Raw genomic sequence first — 16,628 nt, forward strand, 5'->3', positions numbered from 1 at the left:
TGTCGGCCGGACGGCAATCGGTCAGACGACAAAGGTGAATTGCGCCTTCCAGCCGCCGTCCGCCTGCTGGACCGTCATGAGGCACTCGGGACGGAAGTGTTTGTCGAGGTGGTTGCGGCGCTCCTCGGGGAAGTACAGCATCGTGGTCAGCACCTCGCCGCCCGGCGGCTGCACCTTGACATGCAGATGGCGGGTCCGGCCGGGATACATGGCGGGCAGGACCGTCTCCAGCCGCCAGTACCCCTTGGGGTCGGCGAACTGATGCCCCCGCAACCGGAATCCCGCGTCGTCGTAGACGCCTTCGTCGCCCACCTGCCAGAAATCCAGCAGGGCCCCTCCCACCGGCTCGCCCGCACCGTTGACCACCTGGCCGGACAGGACCAGCGGGGTGCCGTCCGTGACGTCCTGACGGAAGTCCGCTTTATGGGGCGTGTACGGCTTGTAGTAGGGCCCCTCGTTCTGTTCCGGGGTCGGCGGAGTGCCGCGGCATATGCATTCGGGAGTCAGGGTGAGATGCGAACCGGACGGGGCAGTGCCGGGCGAAGTCGTCTCGTCCACTGAAGATCCCTTCTCACCACTCCACGGGCCAAGATCGGAAATTGAGAATAGCAATCCGTGACGCGCATGGACAGATCCGGTTTTGGACATCAGGGAAGCAATGCGCCGGTCGCACCCGACCACGGATCCCGACTCCCTCTGGACGGCCCCCTCTGGACACCGAATCGACCGAAAAAAAACGTCTCCAGGGGGTCGTTGAGAGATTCCGGATGGTGAAAGATGCACGGGGCACGCGATGCGCCTTCCCCGACCGCACATCTTCCGTCGCATATGACAGCTGACTCGAAATAGCATGTGAGAGAGGCCCGGACCCCATGACGGAAACCATCTGGCCGCACGGGTCGGCTCGGACCCTGACGTGGGATTCCGGGGAGCTGCATATCTGGAATGTGCCGCTCACCCACGCGCCCTCCCGCACCCCGGAGCTGTGCCGGCTGCTCGGACCGGCGGAGCGAGTGGAACTGTCAGCCCTCACCCGGGGTCCCGGCACCCGCAGCTTCATCGCGCGCCGCGCCCGGCTCCGCCGGATTCTCGCCGGTTACCTCGGAGCGGCCCCGGAGGAACTGCGCTTCGGCTACGGAGCCGACGGCAAGCCATGGCTGCTCGGACAGTCACGGCTGCTCGGGCAGTCGCAGTCGCCCGGCCCGTCGCAGTCGCCCGGCCCGTCACGGCTGCACTTCAGCGTCTCCCACTCCGGGGGCACCGCGCTGGTCGCGGTAGCGGTCGGGCACCCGGTCGGCGTCGACGTCGAGCGAGCCCGCCCCGTACCGGAGGCGTCGCGCCTCGCCGCGCTCTGCCTGGCCCCCGCCGAGGCCCGCGCGCTGTCCCGGCTGCCGCGGGCGGACCGCGCTCGGGGTTTCCTGGGGTGCTGGGTGCGCAAGGAGGCCTATACGAAGGCCAGGGGCAGGGGAATCGCGCGCGGTCTGGGCTGGTTCGAGGTGTCCGTGCCACCCGAGCCGCCGCGGGTCGTGCGGGCGGGAAGGGCCGACGGCCTCGCGTGGCAGTTCGCCGAACCGCCCGCCATGGACGGGTTGGTGGCGGCGGTCGCCTGGCCGGGCGAGCAGAGGCGGCTCCGGGCCTTCCGGTACGGCCCCGGCGGTCGCAGCTCCGATACGCCCTGAGGGCCGGTGTTCTGAGGGCCGGTGTTCCTGAGGGCCGGTGTTCCTGAGAGCTGAGAATCGTGCCCAGGGGGCCGGTCAGTCGCCAGGCGTCGCCGGGGTGCCGAAGCCTCCGCCGAGCCCCTGGTCCAGCCGCCGGTACAGCACTCCCCTGGTCCGTTCGAAGAACGCGGTGTCCGGTGGGTGCGTGAGAATGTCGGCCAGCGCGAAGAGATCCAGGGCGTGGCTGATGACCGGCCAGTCGTCGGGGAGCGGGCCCGCGTCCTCCTGGACCCCCTCCAGGAACGCCTGGACGAACGCGGCCGGATACTCGTGGGCGAACCGCAGCATGTTCCCGACATCGAGCAGCGCGGGGCCGCTGAAAGCCTGTTCCCAGTCCAGCACGGCGGCCACCTCCCACCGCCCGCGTCGGCGGGTGACCAGCACGTTCTTCGGGTTGAAGTCGCGGTGTACGAGACTGCTGGCGCCGACCACGCCCGCGATCCAGTGGGCGGCTTGCGCGGCGAGCGAGCGCAGGGCCTTCCGGTCCGCGTCGGTCAACAGCCTTGTGCAGCCCGGTGCTTCGAGGCAGTGCTGGATGAACCCGGGCAGGTCCGCTACGGCCGAAGCGCTGTCGGCCTCCGGTGCGAGCGCGGGCCCCCGGAACGGCCCCGGCCGGGGCAGCCGTACCGAGCCGATCCGCGCGAGGACCCCGCCGACGGCGCGGCCCAGCGGGGCGGCCTCTCGGTGGTCGAGGCCGGGGAGCAGATCGCCGAGCAGGGTGCCGTCGACGAACCGGTAGACGAGCAGCGGGCCTCCCGTCGCGTCGCCGGTCTCATCCGCCGCGACGACGTCGGGGACGGGAACCGTGCCGGTCAGCCGGCGCAGCACGGCTGCCTCCACCGCGCAGGTGTTGCGCGGAACCTGCGAGTCGCTCGGCCGGTATCGGCGCAGCACATAGCGATCCCGTGCGTCAGTGGTGAGCAGGATCGACTCGTTCGTATAGCCGCCGAGCAGAGTCCGCGCGCCGGCCGGCGTCCGGCCGCCCAGCACCTCCCGGCGCAGCCAGTCCCGTGTCGCGTCGTTCAGGGAGACCGGACCGTGGGAGAGCATCGCCGCCATGCTGTCAGCCTTCGGTTCCCGCGGAACGCGCGGCGCGCGCGGCACTGGAAGCACGGTCGGTATTGGCGGAGCGGTCGGCACTGGAAGCGCGGTCGGCACTGGCCGCGCGGGCCGCGAGCACCAAGCCCCCCGCCGGGCCCGCCATCGGCCCGAGCCCCGCCGGAACGATGAAGCCGTCCTCCGCCTGTTCCGGCAGCCCCGGATATCCGGCCATCACCTTGGTGAACCGGTCGCGCAGCAACGGGAACAGGCCGGGCAGCGCGCTCACCCCGCCGCCGATCAGCACCCGCTCCGGTGCGGTCGTCAGGACGAATCCACGCAACCCCTCGGCCAGGTATCCGGCCTCCCACGCCAGCGCGGTGCGCAGATCCGCGCCCGCCAGCAGCTCCGCCCTGCGTCCCCAGCGCGCGGTGAGCGCCGCCCCGCCCGCCATGCCTTCGAGGCAATCGCCGTGGTACGGGCACTGGCCCGGGTAGTCGTCGCCCGGCTGGCGCGGCACGCTGACATGCCCCATCTCGGTGTGCACCAGACCGCGCACCGGCTCTCCCGCGATCACGGCCGCGCCGCCGACCCCGGTGCCGACCGTTACGTATACGAAGTTGTCCAGCCCCCGGGCCGCTCCCCAGCGGGCCTCGCCGAGGGCGGCGCCGTTGACGTCCGTATGCAGTCCGACCGGCACGCCGAGCCGCCCGCCCACGGCGCCCGCGATATCGACGTCGGCCCAGCCGGCCTTCGGGGTGGTGGTGATGTGCCCGTACCGGGTGTGCGACGGCCGCAGTTCGAGCGGTCCGAAGGACGCGATGCCGACGGCCGCCAGCGGACCGTGGGCGGAGCGCGCCTCCCGGAAGAAGGCCACGACCTGCTCCAGCGTCGTGTCCGGCCGCTGCGTCGGGATGCGGGTCCGGGCCACGATGTGCCGCGGTCCCGTACCGACCAGACAGACGAACTTGGTCCCGCCGGCTTCGACCGAGCCGTACAGGGGGCTGGTCATGAGCCGCTCCTCGGCCACCCGTTGGCATCCGTGTCGTCCGCGTCCCCCGCACCGGAACCACCGGCGCCGGACCGGAGCACGACCTTCATCGCGCCGTACGTCGCCCCGCCGTTGCCATGGCCGTCGCCGCTCGCCGCGCCGGCGCCCAGCACGGCGAACGCCTCCGCGTACCGCTCCAACGGGAACTCATGGGTGACGATGCCGTCCAGATTCAGCTCGGCGACGAGGCCGACGGCCATGGAGAAGGCGTCGGAGCGGAAGTCTCCGGCTCCGATGAGGCGGACGCCGTGGTTGGTCAGGTGCAAGGGGCTCAGCGAGGCTGTGTAGCTGTCGTCGAAGCCCATGAGCACCACCCGCCCACCGTCGTCGACCAGTTGCACGGCACGCTCCGCGCAGACCCCTGTGGTGTCGAAGACGACCGAGGGCCGACGGCCGCCGGCGGCCGCCTCGATCGCCGTGGCCGGATCGGCTCCGGTCGCGGTGATCACATGCCGCAGGAGTTTTCCCGCCGACGCGGCCCGGTGCGGATCGGGCTCGACGACGACGGCGCGCCTCCCCCGCCGTTCGCACAGCAGGCCGCAGAGCACCCCGATCGGCCCCCCGCCGAGCACCACGACCGTGTCGTCGAAGGAGACCCCGGCGGCGAGAACGTTGTTGAGCACGCAGGCGAGCGGTTCGATGAGGATCGCGCTGCGGAGGCCGATCCCGTCTGGAAGCCGGTGTACGAAGCGCTCCGGCAGCAGCGTGTACTCGGCGAATGTCCCGTCCCGGTCGACGCCGACCTCCGTGCCCTTCTTGTTCCGGCAGAAGTTGTCGGCCCCGCTCCGGCAGCGCTCGCACCGGCCGCAGTAGAGCGTGGGGTTGACCACGACCCGGTCGCCGATCGCCACTCCCCGGACGCCCGAGCCCACCGCGTGGATCACACCGACCGACTCGTGTCCGAGGATCACACCGGGCCGTGCGGGGAACTTGCCGAGCACGATTTTCCGGTCGGTCCCGCAGATCCCGGTTGCCACGACCCTGACCACCACGTCATCGCCGGCGACCACTTCGGACACTGGCCGATCGGCCAACTCCAGCTCTCCGCCGCCGACATGGACCAAAGCTCGCATCGCCATCTCCCGTCGACGCCCAGCGGGCCGCCCCTGCCGGACGCGCGCCAGTGGACCGCTCTCATGAGCGGAGGACCTGGTTGAGGGATCGTAATGACGTGACGGTTGCGCGGATACAGCGACTTTGAGCCGTCGCGATCGCGCCGGCTGTCGGCCCAGCGGTCGGCGTGCCCGTCGAGGAGAGCGGGTCTGCGGCGTCCTCCACCCAGGGCTGCCGGAAGTTCAGGCGTCGCCCTCGGCACGGCGCGGGCGAATGGCGCGTGCCCTGATTCCCGCCGGGTCGTCCTGCGACCCGGCCCCGCTCACGGTGGCGCGGGGCGCGGGCGCGTCGGCGGCCGACGCTCGCTGGACGGCTCCGTGGCCGCTGGTGGTCAGCAGCGCCCTCGGCGGCTGAGGAGCCGCCGGCCAGACCTGGAGCAGGTACCACTCGGTGATCTCGTCCGGAGCCAGGTCGATCGCCGTGTCACGGCCGCGGGCGTGGACGCGTATCCGGTAGTCCCCGGGGCCGGCGGAAGCGAGTGTCGGGAATTCCTCCTCCAGGTCGACCATCAGCGCGTGCACGGCCAGCTCCCCGGAGACGGAGTGGGCCGGGATCTCCACGATGTCTTCCCACGGGCCCTCGCCGGGAGCGGGCTCGTGGCGGTGCAGGGTGACCTCCAGGTCCACCGTGCCGGTGTGGATGCCGGTGAGGACGTGAGCGACGCCGTCCTCCACTCCGACCAGGCCGTTGGTGTGCGAGGGCAGCTCGGGGCCGAGCGACCCTTCCAGGTCGCTGACGTGAAACTGGTGGTAGTGCACAGGCATCGGGCCGCGCGCGGCGGCTGCCCGTCCGGTCACGGCGCTGCTCGGCGCCGGCACCCGGCCGGGTGGGACGGTCCCGTCGGTGGGCATGGCGTCGATCTCGAATGTCTCGTCGACGACGCCTGTGCTCTGCCGCTTGTCATGTTTTCCCCCACGAGATCCGTCGACCGAGCGCCGCCCCCACCGGAGCGTAGGGCCTCGACGGCCCGCTAGTGGGGTCCCCGGGCACATACGGCCAGGCGCGGGGCGGCTACGGCCTGGGCGCGGGCTCCCGGAATCGCCGATGGGATACCGGTATGAAATGGTAGAAATTCGGCGAAAGCATCACTGCGAGAGGAAACGCCATGGCATCGAAGCGGCGCCGCAAGAAGAAGGCACGTCGTCAGCACGCAGCCAACCACGGCCGACGGCCTCAGTCCTGAACGGAGGACTTCGACTCGACCATGGCATGTCATGCCCGGGGGCTCCCCCTACGCGGCACGCACACCGCGCGCGGACGGGGAGCCCCCAGGTGGCGGCACGAACACACAGGACCCTCGCCCGCAGACGAGAGCCCTGAAGCATGGAGGGGAATCGGCGACCGTATCCGGCGTCTCACACCGATCGCCGATCGCGCGCCGGTGCGTAGGCATCAGGAGGCATCAGTTCGGAGTGACCGCGACGGAGTGTCCGCGCTCAGAACGACGGCCCAAAGGTCCGCACCACGTGCTGCCTCGACGGACGGCGTCAGCCGTACGGGCGGACGACTTGAAGCGGACGACTTGAAGCAGACCCGGGCGCGGGACCCAGGACCAGAACCTAGGAGGCAGCGGTGCCGAACGCGGGGTTGCCGGTCCACCAGTTGCCGGGCGCCGCAGGATCCGTGCTGGTCCAGTACTCGATGATGCCCGAGACGAACTCCTCGCCGGACAGCCTGCCGTCACTGTCGAGGTCCAGGTGCCGGAACGCCTCGTCGGCCGCCTGCCGGGCGAGGGTCGGGAAGTGGCCGCGCTGGAAGACGAAGAACTCCTCCGGGTCGACCGTCCCGCTGCCGTCGGCGTCAGCGATGGCCAGGAATGCCTCCGCGAGCGCTCCGAGCGGGGCTCGTGCGGCGATCGGCTGGTCGGCCAGGGCGATGATGAACGGCGCTCCGCTGTTCGGCGAGGAGAACCACCAGTCGTTCGATGAGGTCGTAAGGCATGGGCTGCTGGAGCGGGAATCTCAGCGTGCCCTCCGCCGCTCGGTAGGGGGCGAGTTCCCGTTCGAAGGCCGCATCCGCCGACGGGGCCGGGGCCGGGTAGATGCCGATGTGGTGCTTCCACGCCGCGAGGTGCACCACCTTTCTGCCGTTGAGCGTGAACGTGGGCATCTGATAGCTGATCGTCTCGTCAACCCCGGGCACGGCCTTCCGGATGGTCCGCCGGAGCTGTTCCAGGATGACCTGAACATCGTCGGGACATGAGCTGATGTAGTCGTCGACGGTCGCGAAGTGGTCTGCCATGAGCTGCCTCTCCGTTCTGTTCCGTTCCGTGCGCGGCGTGTCGGGCGCCCGCCCGGGGACGTCCATCGGAGGCGCCTCCCATCGTCGCTCGCGACGCGCCTGTGCCCGCTCAAGCCCCTATCGGCGAAGGCTGCGTGTCGCGGGCCGCCGAGGGGTCAAACCGAACCGGAGCCCGCTGTCGGAAGAGCGGCACGGACGCGGAAGCCGCCGCCCTCGGCGGGACCGGACTCAAAGGTGCCGCCGAGCAGTTGGACACGCTCGCGCAACCCCAGGAGTCCGTGGCCGCCGCTGGGCAGGTCGAGCGGTTCGGTATCGCCGTCGGCGGGGCCGTTGTGGACCTCGATGCGCAGCTCACCGGCCTGGTGCCGGATACGGACCCGCACCGGGGCGCCCGGCGCGTGCTTGCGGACGTTGGTCAGCGCCTCCTGGACGGTCCGGAAGGCTGCCCGTTCCACGGCTTCGGAGTGCTGGGCCCGTCGGCCGGCGGGGCCGGCATCACCATCCGCACCAGCACCCGTGTCTGCGTCCGTGTCCGTGTCCGTGTCCGTGTCCGTGTCCGTGAAGTCGACGTTCAGCGCGCTCTCGGCGATCAGCTTGCGCAGATCCGTGAGCCGAGGCTGCGGAGTGAGCTGCCCGGCCTCGCCGCCCGCCGCGCGGAGCACGCCCACCATGTGGCGCAGCTCGTCGAGGGTTCTGACGGCCAGCGTGCGGATGGTGCCCGCTGTGTCCTTGGTCGCGGGATCGGTGCTGCTGACGCGCAGCGCGCCGGCTTGCAGGCTGATCAGGCTGACCTGGTGGGCGACCACGTCGTGCATCTCGCGAGCCAGCCGGGCCCGCTCGGCGGCCACGATGTGCTCGGTCAGCAGTCGGTCCGTGTGGGCGCGGCTGCTGGTCAGCTCGGACAGCCGGGCGGCGAGTTCGCGGCGGGTGCTGACCAGCAGGCCGAGCGCGACGGCCGCCGTGGCGGTCACCAGCGCGTCGACGGCGGCCAGCACCGTCGCCCGGCCGCCGTCGAGCGCCGTGTCGTTGAAGGGGTACGGCAAGAAGTGGGCCGTGGCCACCAGCACAGCGCAGCACGCCACGACGCGCCGGTCGGCGCGGCGGGAAGCCACGGTGTACAGGGCGATCATCGGGGCGAACCAGACGTAGCCGATGAGCAGTCCGGGCAAAGTGGCGAGCAGCACCAGTACCGGACAGCGGCGGCGCAGCAGGAGCGCCGCCGCCGCGAGCAGCCCGACGGCGAGTTCGGTGCTCGGGGCCGGGCCATTGACCAGCAGCGCGTCGGCGAACGCGAGGGCGGCCGGGCCGTACGACGGCATCCACCGCGACATCCACCGCGGCATGGATCGCGGCGTGGTGCGCGGCATCGGGTCTTCGGTCAAGGCAGTCTCACCGCTCAGCGGCCGCGGTCCACGAGCCCGGCACGGTCGGCGAGCACTGCCACCTGGACCCGGTTGAGCGCGCCGAGCTTGCCGATCACCGCGCTGACATGGTCTTTCACCGTGCTCGGCGCGAGTGACATCCGGTCGGCGATCCCCGCGTTCGAGAGTCCCTCGCCGAGCAGCGCGAGCACCTCCCGTTCGCGGGCCGTGAGCACCCGTACGGCCCGCGCCGCCGCCTCCGAGCCGGCCGCGGACGCCAGGTAGCCGCCGATCACCGCGCGGGTGACGCCGGGGTCCAGCGTGCTGGCGCCCGAGGCCAGGGTCCGCACCGCCGTCACGAGTTCCTCCGGCTCGGTGTCCTTGAGCAGAAACCCGGCCGCGCCGAGCCGCAGCGCGGCCGACAAGTACTCCTCCGCGTCGAAGGTCGTGAGCATCGCCACGGCGGGCAGCCGCCCGTCGAGACGGGCCCGCAGCCCTCGCAGCACGCTCAGCCCGTCGACGTCCGGCATCCGGATGTCGAGCAGCACCACGTCGGGCCGGTGGGCGAGGATCGTGCCCACCGCGGCGGCCCCTCCGCAGTCCGCGATGACCTCGATGTCCGCGGTCGTGCCCAGAATCAGCCGCAAGCCGGAGCGGACCAGCTGCTCGTCATCGACGAGGACAACGCGGATCAAGGTCTCTCCTCAGTGGGGGTACGGCCACTCTAACGGGGTCGGCTCGGGCCAACGGGGTCAGCCGGGCCGTACCCGCGAGGGGGCCGATGGCCGTTGTGTCGCGCCCTCGCCACCATCGCCCCTGGTCCGCGTCCCGGGCCGCCCCGCCGGTCGGCGGGGGCAAGTCCGTCCGAGCGGCGGATTCGCCGGACCGCCGTCGGCCTCCAGAGTTACCGACCATGACCGCACGCCACGCCGCACCCAAGTCCAACGGCCGCCGACGCTCCACCGCACGCAACCGGAGAACCCTGCTGACCGTCACAGCGCTGGCCGGTCTCTCGGCGGTCATGGTGACCGCCGCCGCCCCGGGACAGGCCGCCGCCCCGAAGTCCCGCGAGATCGTCGCCTCCTACCAGAAGGCCAAGCGCGGCGGCGGGGACGAGCGAGCCTTCCTCCGCGAGAACCGTCTGCTGGAGCGGGTCTCCGACAAGATCAACAAGCGTCTGAAGATCCCCGGCACGATCAGGATGGCCGGGCGCTCCTGCGGCAATACGGATGTCGCGTACGACCCCGAGAAGTCCCGGATCGACGTCTGCTACGAGTTCGTGGCCGAGGTCCGCGAGATGTTCGAGGACGCGGGCGGCAAGAACGTACGGGGCAGCACGGCGGGCGTCGTGTCCGAAACGCTGTACCACGAGACCGCGCACGCGCTGATCGACAAGCTCGCGCTGCCGTACACCGGCCGCGAGGAGGACGTCGCCGACCAATTCGCCGCGTACAACCTCATACCGCAGGGCATGGCCGGCCAGCGGGCGCTCCTCGCCGCCGCCGAGAACTTCCACCTGTACGCGATCGAGGAAGGCCAGAAGGTCGACTTCTCGGACGAGCACAGCCCCAGCGCCGCCCGCGCGGCCACCTACCGCTCCTACCTTTACGGCGCGAATCCCAAGCGGTGGAAGAAGCTGGTCGACGGCAAGCAACTGACCCGTGCCCGCTCCGAGCTTTCCGGCTATGAGTACGCCGACTTGCGGCGCGGTTGGAACCACCTTCTCGCCCCGCACCGGCAGCGGGGCTGAGGGCACGGGCTTCGACGGCGCGGACCTGGACATCGCAGACCTGGTCGGCACGGGCCCGCGCGGCCCGTGCCGACTGGAGCGAACCGAAGCCCTCCGCACCGGGCACGGAACCCGGGCGCGGCAGGAATCCGCTCCGGCTATCCGAGTTCGAGAGTGGCGCCGGCGAAGACGCGCTCTGCCCGGGTCCCGGCTACCGGTCCGGTGTACATGCGCACGGTGTGGAACCGAGCTGTGAGCCCGCGGGCTGTGACAAGAGCGCTCGCCGCGTTCCGCGGCTCGGGGACGTCGAGGGAGACCTCGCTGACCGGGCCGATGTGCGCGGTCAGGCTGTCGAAGAGCGCTTCGGCGTCCTGCGGCGTGTCGGCGAACAGCGGGCCGATGCGATAGCCCTCGTGAGCCGGCCGGATCACGCCGTAACCGGTGATCCGGCCCTCGCTCAGCCGGGCGTACGCGGTGTGTCCGGCAGCCGTCAGCCAGCGGCTCACGAAGGCGCGCCGGTCGGTGGGGAAGCATGCGCGATCGTACGCGGCGATGGCGTCCAGGTGCTCCGGAGCGACAGCCACGGTCCCCGCGGCCACGGTCCCTGACCGCTCGGGGCGCCCGGCGTAACGGATGGTGTCGTACTCCGGAACGAACCCGCACTTGCGGTAGTTGGCCTCCTGGGCGGGCATCGCGTCGAGACCGACGGTGCGGGTCCCCGCGTGCGGGAACGCCGCCTGCCAGGTCGCGAAGCCCAAGCCCCGCCCCCGCAGGTCGGGATGGACCAGATAATGGCCCAAAAAGGCGTACTGGTCCGAGTAGTTGACGATCGAGACCGCCGAGACCGGACGGCTGCCGACGCGGCCGATGAAGAAGCCCGCGGGGTCGGTGGGGTGGAAGCAGGCGCCATCGCCGACGCCGACGTTCCACCCTTCTCCGTCAGCCCACTCCGCCACCGGGGACCAGTCCTCCAACGAGGCGGTGATGACGGTGAGTTCACCCGGCCCGGCCGTCGCGACCGATGCCGGGTCCTGGCTGTCGGAACGTGACAGCGGGGCTTCGCCGAAGTCGTTCATATGCGCGGTGCGTCCCTTCGGTGGCTGCCGGCTCGTCGGGGCTGCCCCAGCCGGCTGGTTCCTGCTGGCTATCGGACCGTGCGATCAGGTGTGACGCCGCCTCCGGCTCACAGGCCGAGGAGCGGCCGATCAGTTCCTTCATGCCGCTGATGAGGCCGGGCTCCCGCCGATCCGGAGTTCCGGTCCGCGTTCCTAGCCTATGTGGAGTCGGGATCGCGGAGGGGATAGCCATGCTCCAGTCGGTCCCAGGGCAATCGAAAAGGCCGTACCGGATTACTCCGATACGGCCTACGACCTGCGAAAACGCTGGTCGGGACGACAGGATTTGAACCTGCGACCCCCTGACCCCCAGTCAGGTGCGCTACCAAGCTGCGCCACGTCCCGATGCCCGTCCGACCTGGGGTTTTCCCCGTGCCGACCACGCATGAGAACAATACCGCACTCCAGGGGGTGATCGCTCACGCCTTTGCGGGGGCTCGGGAGGTGCCGGAGCGGGGCTCGCGGGGCTCCTCCGCCGTGACGCTCGGCGTGCCTCGACGCGTCGCGGAACGCACGTCGGGACGGGTGGAGGGGCGGGCGCCGGACCGGGGTGGCGCGTTCGGCGCCGGGGCACCCAGCGTCCCGCCACAGGGAAGGTGAGTAGCTGTACTCATGCGGTGACATGCCCGCACGGGCGACGCTACGGGGCATGAGCCCACCTATTCAGCGGTCCACCACTACGGCCTTCTTCGTTCAGGCCACGATCTCGTTCGGACTGTCGATGGCTGCCGTCGCCATCGGCATCGCGAAGCTGCCCGTCGGACCCTGGGAGCGGAGCTTTCTCGCGCTCGGCCTCATCTTCGTCGTGACCTCGGCGTTCACGCTCGCCAAGTGCGTGCGGGACCGGCAGGAGACCGAGGAGGTGACGAATCGCGTGGACAAGGCGCGGCTCGACAAGCTGCTCGCCGAGCACGACCCCTTCGAGGTCAAGATCTGATCACCCCGAGCGACCGGGCCGGGCCACCCCTGTGACCGTCGAACCGTCGGGGGAGGGGCCCTGCCGGGGCAGCCACGAGCCGCCGGCGGCCCTTACGCCCCGCGCCCGGCCTTCGGGCTTTCGCCCTCCCGCTCCGTACGCGGTTTCGCGTCCGGCTTCGCGTCCGGTTTCCCGCCCGCCGCCCGGTAGGACTCCGCCAAGCGGCGCGGGGCGGCCTGGTGCCAGGCGTCCAGGAGGACCGCGCGGAGCTCGTCCTCGCCGTCCAGCGCGGAGAGCCGTACGCGCAACCAGTTGTAGTGGTCGTCGTGGCCCGGCTTGAGGAAGAACTTCGCCGGCTCGGCCGCTATCAGCTCGCCCCGGTCGTCGATCGGGCATCTGAAGCCCACCGAATCGTCGTCGTCCGCGAGGGAGGCGAAGATCTTTCCACGCACCCGGAAAGTGGGCTGGCCCCACGCGAGCCTTTCTTCCGTTCCCGGCAGGGACAGCGCGGTCCTGCGGACATCGTCTGCCGTGGTGGTCATGATCGCTCCGGCCTCCGCTCACTCCAGCACATTTGGTGACATACGGGTTGCACACGCCACGTAACAACCACGACTCGACGGTATCCGCCGCCACTGACACCCGCCCTGTCAGCGCCGGCACCCTGCCGGTGACCAGCCACGTTCATCGGCGGCCGGGGCCGGGCTCGGCCGGCCGGGCCCCGGTCAGGACACCGTCGGCGGCTCGTCGCCCAGCAGGTAGCGCGCGCCCGAGCCGCGCCGGGAGGCGGTGTCGTCGGGGTTGTAGAGCGCGCACTTGCGCAGTGAGAGGCAGCCGCAGCCGACGCAGCCGTTCAGCTTCTTCTTGAGCCGTTCGAGGTCGGCGATCTGCTGGTCGATGCGGCGCTCCCAGGCGCGGGCCACGCCCTTCCACTCGGCCGCGTTCGGCGCGCGGTCCTCGGGGAGCCGCTTCAGCGCCGTCTGGGCCTCGTCCAGGGAGAGGCCGACGACCTGGGCGGCGCGGATGAAAGCCACCCTGCGCAGGACGGCGCGGGCGTAGCGGCGCTGCCTGCCGGTGGTGCGCTCGGAGCGGATCAGGCCGCGCTCCTCGTAGTAGCGCAGCGCCGAGGTGGCGACACCGCTGCGTGCGGCGAGTTCGCCGATCGGGAGGCGGTCGTGCTTCGAAGTCATGCTCCCGAGATTAGCCGGAGAACGGCGCTTGACTTCAAGTCGACTTGAAGTTGCAGGCTTACTGCCATGACTTCGAGGACAGTTGAGACGACAGCCGGCACGGCCTACGGCTACACCGATCTGCCCTGGCTGATGGGCCTGATGACCGGCGACGAGAAGCACGGCCCGGCCGCCACCTCCACCCTCGACGCGCTCTGGGTGCTCTACGACCGGGTGCTCCGGGTCTCCCCCGGCACCGTGGACGCCCCCGACCGGGACAGGTTCCTGCTCTCCAAGGGCCACGGCCCCATGGCGTACTACGCGGTGCTGGCGGCCAAGGGGTTCTTCCCCGTCGAGCTGCTCTCCGGGTTCGGCTCGTACGATTCGCCGCTCGGCCACCACCCGGACCGGCTGCTGGTGCCGGGCGTCGAGATCGGCAGCGGGTCGCTCGGGCACGGGCTGCCGCTGGCCGTCGGCAGCGCGCTGGGGCTCCGGGCGCAGGGGCGCCGCGACGCGCGGGTGTGGGTGCTGATCGGCGACGCGGAGCTGGACGAGGGCAGCAATCACGAGGCCATCGCGTACGCCGGCGCGACCGGGCTGGAGCGGCTGCACACCCTCGCCATCGACAACTCCTCGGCCACCCACGGCCGGCGCGGCGGCATCGCCTCCCGCTTCGAGGCGGCCGGCTGGTCGGTCACGACGGTGGACGGGCGCGACCACGACGCCTTGTACGCGGCCTTCACCTCGCCGCACCCCGGGCAGCCGCATGCCGTCGTCGCCCGGGCCGAGCCCAAGAACGGCTGACCGAGCCTGACGCGGTCAGCGATGCACTCAGCGGTGTGGCCAGCGACGCGGTCAGCAGTGCGCTCGCCCCACAACCCCACCTCCATCTCCGGACACCGCCCCGGCCGCGAAGCCGGATACACCGGGCACAGCAGAGGACTCATCTCATGGACACCATGCGCGAACGCTTCGCCGACGTCACCTCCCGGCTGCTCCACGAGGACCCACGGCTCGCCGTGGTGCTCGCCGATATCGGCCTGGACGGCTTCGCGGAGGCTCAACGCGCCTACCCGGAGCGGGTGTTGAACGTCGGCATCCGGGAGCAGCTACTGGTCGGGGTCGGCGGCGGGCTCGCCCTCACCGGGTTGCGCCCGGTCGTGCACACCTTCGCGAGCTTCCTGGTCGAGCGGCCCTTCGAGCAGGTGAAGCTGGACTTCGGGCACCAAGGGGTCGGCGGGGTGCTGGTCAGCGCCGGGGCCTCGTACGACTGGCCGGCCGGCGGCTTCACCCATATGTCGCCCGGCGATGTCGCTCTGATGGACACCCTGGACGGCTGGACCATCCATGTCCCCGGGCACCCCGACGAGGCCGAGACGCTGCTGCGGCACGCGGCGGCGGCCGGCGACGACAAGGTGTACGTACGGCTCTCGGTGCAGTCCAACACCGCGCCGCTGCCCGTGACCGGCTCCGGGTTCCTGACCGTACGGGAGGCGTCGCGCACCGCACGTCCCGTCGTCGTCGCAGTCGGGCCGATGCTCGACAACGTCCTCGCGGCCGTCGAGGGCCTGGATGTGACCGTCCTCTACGCCACGACCGTCCGGCCCTTCGACGACGCGGCGCTGCGCGCGGCGGTGCGCGGCGGGGCCGCCGCCGAGGTGGTCATCGTGGAGCCGTATCTCGCCGGTACGTCCACGGCTGCCGCCAACGACGCTCTCGCCGAGTTGCCGCACCGGGTCCTGGCGCTCGGTACGGCGCGCCGCGAGGTGCGGCGCTACGGCGAACTGGACGAGCACATCGCCGCCCATGGCCTGGACCCGCGCTCGTTGCGGGAGCGCATCACGGGCTTCCTCGGCTGAGGCTGATCGCGCGGAGCCGAGGCCAGCGCCCGCCGCCTCTACACCCGTTTGTCGAGCCACCCGAGCAAGTCCTCCTGGACCTGGTCCCGGTTCGTCTCGTTCAGGATTTCGTGCCGGGCTCCGGGGTACGCCTTCCAGGTCAGGTCGGCGGTCCCCAAATAGCGGAAGTCCTCCAGCAGTTCGTAGACCAGCGTCATCCGCTGGTTGCAGGGGTCCTGGTCGCCGACGGCCACATGCACCGGCAGGTCGGCCGGGATGCGGGCGAGCTCGCGCGGGTCGTTCATCTTCCGGATCGCCCGCACCCAGTCCAGGGCCAGTCCGGCGCTGAACGCGAAGCCGCAGCGGGCGTCGTCGATATAGGCGTCGACCTCGGTCTCGTCGCGCGAGAGCCATTCGAAACCGGTCAACCCCGGTCCGGCGTACGGGTCGTTGAAGGACCCGAACAGCTCGGGGATGAAGCCGGAGAGGTGGCTGCGGCCGTGCTCGGCGATCTCCTGCTCCAGGCGGGCGATCGAATCCTCCATCTCGGCGCCGGGCAGGACCCGGAAGGTACCGGAGAGGATCAGCCCGGACAGGTCGCCCCCGTATTCCTGGGCGTAGTCGCGGGCGAGCATCGAGCCCATGCTGTGGCCGAGCAGCACCAACGGCACGCCGGGGTACGCGGCGCGCAGCCGGTCGCCGATGCCCCGCAGGTCGGTGACGACGCGCCGCCAGCTGTCCTCGCCGACGACGCCGCGACCGCCCGTGGAGGCAGCACTCGCGCCGTGGCCCCGGTGGTCGGAGGCGACGACGGCGTAGCCGTTCGCGGTCAGGAAGCGTGCGAACCGGTCGTAACGCAGGGCGTGTTCGGCGGCTCCGTGCGCGATCTGGACGAGCGCGCGGGGGCGGCCGCTCTTCGGCAGCCAGGTGTAGGCGGCGACCCGGGTGCCGTCCTGGGCCTGGAAATAGTCCGGGCGACTGGCGGTGCCGATTCCGGTGGCGGGCATACGGGGCTCCAAGCGGTCGGGCTCCAAGCGATCGGGGCTTCACTCTCCCCTCCCCGACCGTGACACGCCAAGGGCGCGCGCGAGGCGGTGTTGACCGTCGGTTCGGGTGCTGTGTCACGATCAGGAGCCCCGAAAGCCGCTCCCGCCCGTACGGTTCCCTGAACGCCCGCAGCTATCCGTCGACTCTTCGGTTCCCGCGCAGTTCTCTTGTCCCAGGAGGCCCGTTGGACATCACCGGTGTACCCCGGCCCGCAACGCACTCGGCTCCCCCGCCGACCCCTCCCACCGACTCCCCGCACCCCGCGGTCGGCGGCCCCGCCTCCGGCTCCGCG

At 71.2% G+C, this 16,628-nt stretch carries 18 protein-coding genes and 1 tRNA gene; 5 read left to right on the forward strand and 14 right to left on the reverse strand.

Annotation, left to right across the window (positions count from 1 at the left end; genetic code table 11):
• Positions 1-21: 21 nt before the first annotated feature.
• On the reverse strand, positions 22-558 hold the full coding sequence (locus tag QMK28_RS24860) for a dioxygenase family protein (protein ID WP_326441733.1): 537 nt from the start codon (positions 556-558) through the stop codon (positions 22-24).
• 314 nt (positions 559-872) lie between these two features.
• Here QMK28_RS24860 and QMK28_RS24865 point away from each other — a divergent pair, with 314 nt between their 5' ends.
• On the forward strand, positions 873-1,679 hold the full coding sequence (locus QMK28_RS24865; RefSeq protein WP_326441735.1) for a 4'-phosphopantetheinyl transferase family protein: 807 nt from the start codon (positions 873-875) through the stop codon (positions 1,677-1,679).
• A 75-nt stretch (positions 1,680-1,754) separates the two neighbouring features.
• Here the strand turns inward: QMK28_RS24865 and QMK28_RS24870 are convergent, their stop codons facing one another.
• The 8 genes from QMK28_RS24870 to QMK28_RS24905 all read right to left on the reverse strand — a co-directional run bounded on the left by QMK28_RS24870 (position 1,755) and on the right by QMK28_RS24905 (position 9,217).
• A complete protein-coding gene (locus tag QMK28_RS24870) occupies positions 1,755-2,777 on the reverse strand; it encodes a phosphotransferase family protein (protein ID WP_326441737.1) in 1,023 nt (340 codons plus the stop codon).
• Between the two features lie 4 nt (positions 2,778-2,781).
• Positions 2,782-3,768, reverse strand: coding sequence for an ROK family protein (locus QMK28_RS24875; RefSeq protein ID WP_326441739.1), 987 nt, complete (start codon positions 3,766-3,768; stop codon positions 2,782-2,784).
• Complete coding sequence (locus tag QMK28_RS24880; protein ID WP_326441741.1) at positions 3,765-4,880, reverse strand: zinc-dependent alcohol dehydrogenase; 1,116 nt, start codon at positions 4,878-4,880, stop codon at positions 3,765-3,767. Before QMK28_RS24880 ends, QMK28_RS24875 begins: the two co-directional genes overlap by 4 nt.
• A gap of 222 nt (positions 4,881-5,102) precedes the next feature.
• Entirely contained in the window at positions 5,103-5,771 is a 669-nt protein-coding gene (locus QMK28_RS24885) for a hypothetical protein (protein WP_326441743.1), read from the reverse strand.
• Between the two features lie 708 nt (positions 5,772-6,479).
• Positions 6,480-6,800, reverse strand: coding sequence for an EF-hand domain-containing protein (locus QMK28_RS24890; RefSeq protein ID WP_326441769.1), 321 nt, complete (start codon positions 6,798-6,800; stop codon positions 6,480-6,482).
• Complete coding sequence (locus tag QMK28_RS24895) at positions 6,721-7,161, reverse strand: iron chaperone (RefSeq protein WP_326441745.1); 441 nt, start codon at positions 7,159-7,161, stop codon at positions 6,721-6,723. Before QMK28_RS24895 ends, QMK28_RS24890 begins: the two co-directional genes overlap by 80 nt.
• 155 nt (positions 7,162-7,316) lie before the next feature.
• On the reverse strand, positions 7,317-8,492 hold the full coding sequence (locus QMK28_RS24900; protein ID WP_326441747.1) for a sensor histidine kinase: 1,176 nt from the start codon (positions 8,490-8,492) through the stop codon (positions 7,317-7,319).
• 65 nt (positions 8,493-8,557) lie between these two features.
• Positions 8,558-9,217 carry a response regulator transcription factor gene (locus QMK28_RS24905; RefSeq protein WP_326441749.1) on the reverse strand — a complete coding sequence of 220 codons (660 nt, stop codon included), beginning with the start codon at positions 9,215-9,217 and terminating at the stop codon, positions 8,558-8,560.
• 218 nt (positions 9,218-9,435) lie between these two features.
• On the opposite strand from QMK28_RS24905, the gene QMK28_RS24910 reads away from it, so the two are divergent.
• The gene (locus QMK28_RS24910) at positions 9,436-10,272 is read left to right on the forward strand and encodes a DUF4344 domain-containing metallopeptidase (protein ID WP_326441751.1); all 837 of its coding nucleotides are present in this window, start codon (positions 9,436-9,438) and stop codon (positions 10,270-10,272) included.
• A 137-nt stretch (positions 10,273-10,409) separates the two neighbouring features.
• On the opposite strand, the gene QMK28_RS24915 is transcribed toward QMK28_RS24910, so the two are convergent.
• Both QMK28_RS24915 and QMK28_RS24920 read right to left on the reverse strand, forming a co-directional pair.
• Positions 10,410-11,327: a GNAT family N-acetyltransferase gene (locus tag QMK28_RS24915; RefSeq protein WP_326441753.1), complete on the reverse strand. Its 918-nt coding sequence runs from the start codon at positions 11,325-11,327 to the stop codon at positions 10,410-10,412.
• 307 nt (positions 11,328-11,634) lie between these two features.
• Positions 11,635-11,711 (reverse strand) — tRNA-Pro (locus QMK28_RS24920).
• 304 nt (positions 11,712-12,015) lie between these two features.
• Here QMK28_RS24920 and QMK28_RS24925 point away from each other — a divergent pair.
• Positions 12,016-12,303, forward strand: a complete 288-nt coding sequence (locus tag QMK28_RS24925; protein WP_326441755.1) for a YiaA/YiaB family inner membrane protein — start codon at positions 12,016-12,018, stop codon at positions 12,301-12,303.
• A 92-nt stretch (positions 12,304-12,395) separates the two neighbouring features.
• Here the strand turns inward: QMK28_RS24925 and QMK28_RS24930 are convergent, their stop codons facing one another.
• Both QMK28_RS24930 and soxR read right to left on the reverse strand, forming a co-directional pair.
• On the reverse strand, positions 12,396-12,824 hold the full coding sequence (locus QMK28_RS24930; RefSeq protein WP_326441757.1) for an MmcQ/YjbR family DNA-binding protein: 429 nt from the start codon (positions 12,822-12,824) through the stop codon (positions 12,396-12,398).
• A 183-nt stretch (positions 12,825-13,007) separates the two neighbouring features.
• Entirely contained in the window at positions 13,008-13,472 is a 465-nt protein-coding gene (gene soxR, locus QMK28_RS24935; protein WP_326441759.1) for a redox-sensitive transcriptional activator SoxR, read from the reverse strand.
• A gap of 66 nt (positions 13,473-13,538) precedes the next feature.
• On the opposite strand from soxR, the gene QMK28_RS24940 reads away from it, so the two are divergent.
• Both QMK28_RS24940 and QMK28_RS24945 read left to right on the forward strand, forming a co-directional pair.
• Positions 13,539-14,255 carry a transketolase gene (locus tag QMK28_RS24940; protein WP_326441761.1) on the forward strand — a complete coding sequence of 239 codons (717 nt, stop codon included), beginning with the start codon at positions 13,539-13,541 and terminating at the stop codon, positions 14,253-14,255.
• Positions 14,256-14,401: 146 nt separating this feature from the next.
• Positions 14,402-15,310: a transketolase family protein gene (locus QMK28_RS24945; RefSeq protein WP_326441763.1), complete on the forward strand. Its 909-nt coding sequence runs from the start codon at positions 14,402-14,404 to the stop codon at positions 15,308-15,310.
• Positions 15,311-15,348: 38 nt separating this feature from the next.
• Here the strand turns inward: QMK28_RS24945 and QMK28_RS24950 are convergent, their stop codons facing one another.
• On the reverse strand, positions 15,349-16,296 hold the full coding sequence (locus QMK28_RS24950; protein ID WP_326441765.1) for an alpha/beta hydrolase: 948 nt from the start codon (positions 16,294-16,296) through the stop codon (positions 15,349-15,351).
• Positions 16,297-16,628: the final 332 nt, after the last annotated feature.

The organism is Streptomyces sp. H27-D2 (assembly GCF_035828615.1).
Lineage (GTDB): Bacteria > Actinomycetota > Actinomycetes > Streptomycetales > Streptomycetaceae > Streptomyces.

Excerpts from the sequence above, each read along its gene's own strand:
- QMK28_RS24945 (WP_326441763.1), top strand. The coding sequence starts at position 14,402 with ATGGACACCATGCGCGAACGCTTCGCCGACGTCACCTCCCGGCTGCTC.
- QMK28_RS24870 (WP_326441737.1), bottom strand. The coding sequence starts at position 2,777 with ATGGCGGCGATGCTCTCCCACGGTCCGGTCTCCCTGAACGACGCGACA.
- QMK28_RS24925 (WP_326441755.1), top strand. The coding sequence starts at position 12,016 with ATGAGCCCACCTATTCAGCGGTCCACCACTACGGCCTTCTTCGTTCAG.
- QMK28_RS24915 (WP_326441753.1), bottom strand. The coding sequence starts at position 11,327 with ATGAACGACTTCGGCGAAGCCCCGCTGTCACGTTCCGACAGCCAGGAC.
- QMK28_RS24900 (WP_326441747.1), bottom strand. The coding sequence starts at position 8,492 with ATGTCGCGGTGGATGCCGTCGTACGGCCCGGCCGCCCTCGCGTTCGCC.
- QMK28_RS24895 (WP_326441745.1), bottom strand. The coding sequence starts at position 7,161 with ATGGCAGACCACTTCGCGACCGTCGACGACTACATCAGCTCATGTCCC.
- QMK28_RS24950 (WP_326441765.1), bottom strand. The coding sequence starts at position 16,296 with ATGCCCGCCACCGGAATCGGCACCGCCAGTCGCCCGGACTATTTCCAG.
- QMK28_RS24940 (WP_326441761.1), top strand. The coding sequence starts at position 13,539 with ATGACTTCGAGGACAGTTGAGACGACAGCCGGCACGGCCTACGGCTAC.
- QMK28_RS24865 (WP_326441735.1), top strand. The coding sequence starts at position 873 with ATGACGGAAACCATCTGGCCGCACGGGTCGGCTCGGACCCTGACGTGG.
- QMK28_RS24910 (WP_326441751.1), top strand. The coding sequence starts at position 9,436 with ATGACCGCACGCCACGCCGCACCCAAGTCCAACGGCCGCCGACGCTCC.
- QMK28_RS24880 (WP_326441741.1), bottom strand. The coding sequence starts at position 4,880 with ATGCGAGCTTTGGTCCATGTCGGCGGCGGAGAGCTGGAGTTGGCCGAT.
- QMK28_RS24875 (WP_326441739.1), bottom strand. The coding sequence starts at position 3,768 with ATGACCAGCCCCCTGTACGGCTCGGTCGAAGCCGGCGGGACCAAGTTC.
- soxR (WP_326441759.1), bottom strand. The coding sequence starts at position 13,472 with ATGACTTCGAAGCACGACCGCCTCCCGATCGGCGAACTCGCCGCACGC.
- QMK28_RS24930 (WP_326441757.1), bottom strand. The coding sequence starts at position 12,824 with ATGACCACCACGGCAGACGATGTCCGCAGGACCGCGCTGTCCCTGCCG.
- QMK28_RS24885 (WP_326441743.1), bottom strand. The coding sequence starts at position 5,771 with ATGCCCACCGACGGGACCGTCCCACCCGGCCGGGTGCCGGCGCCGAGC.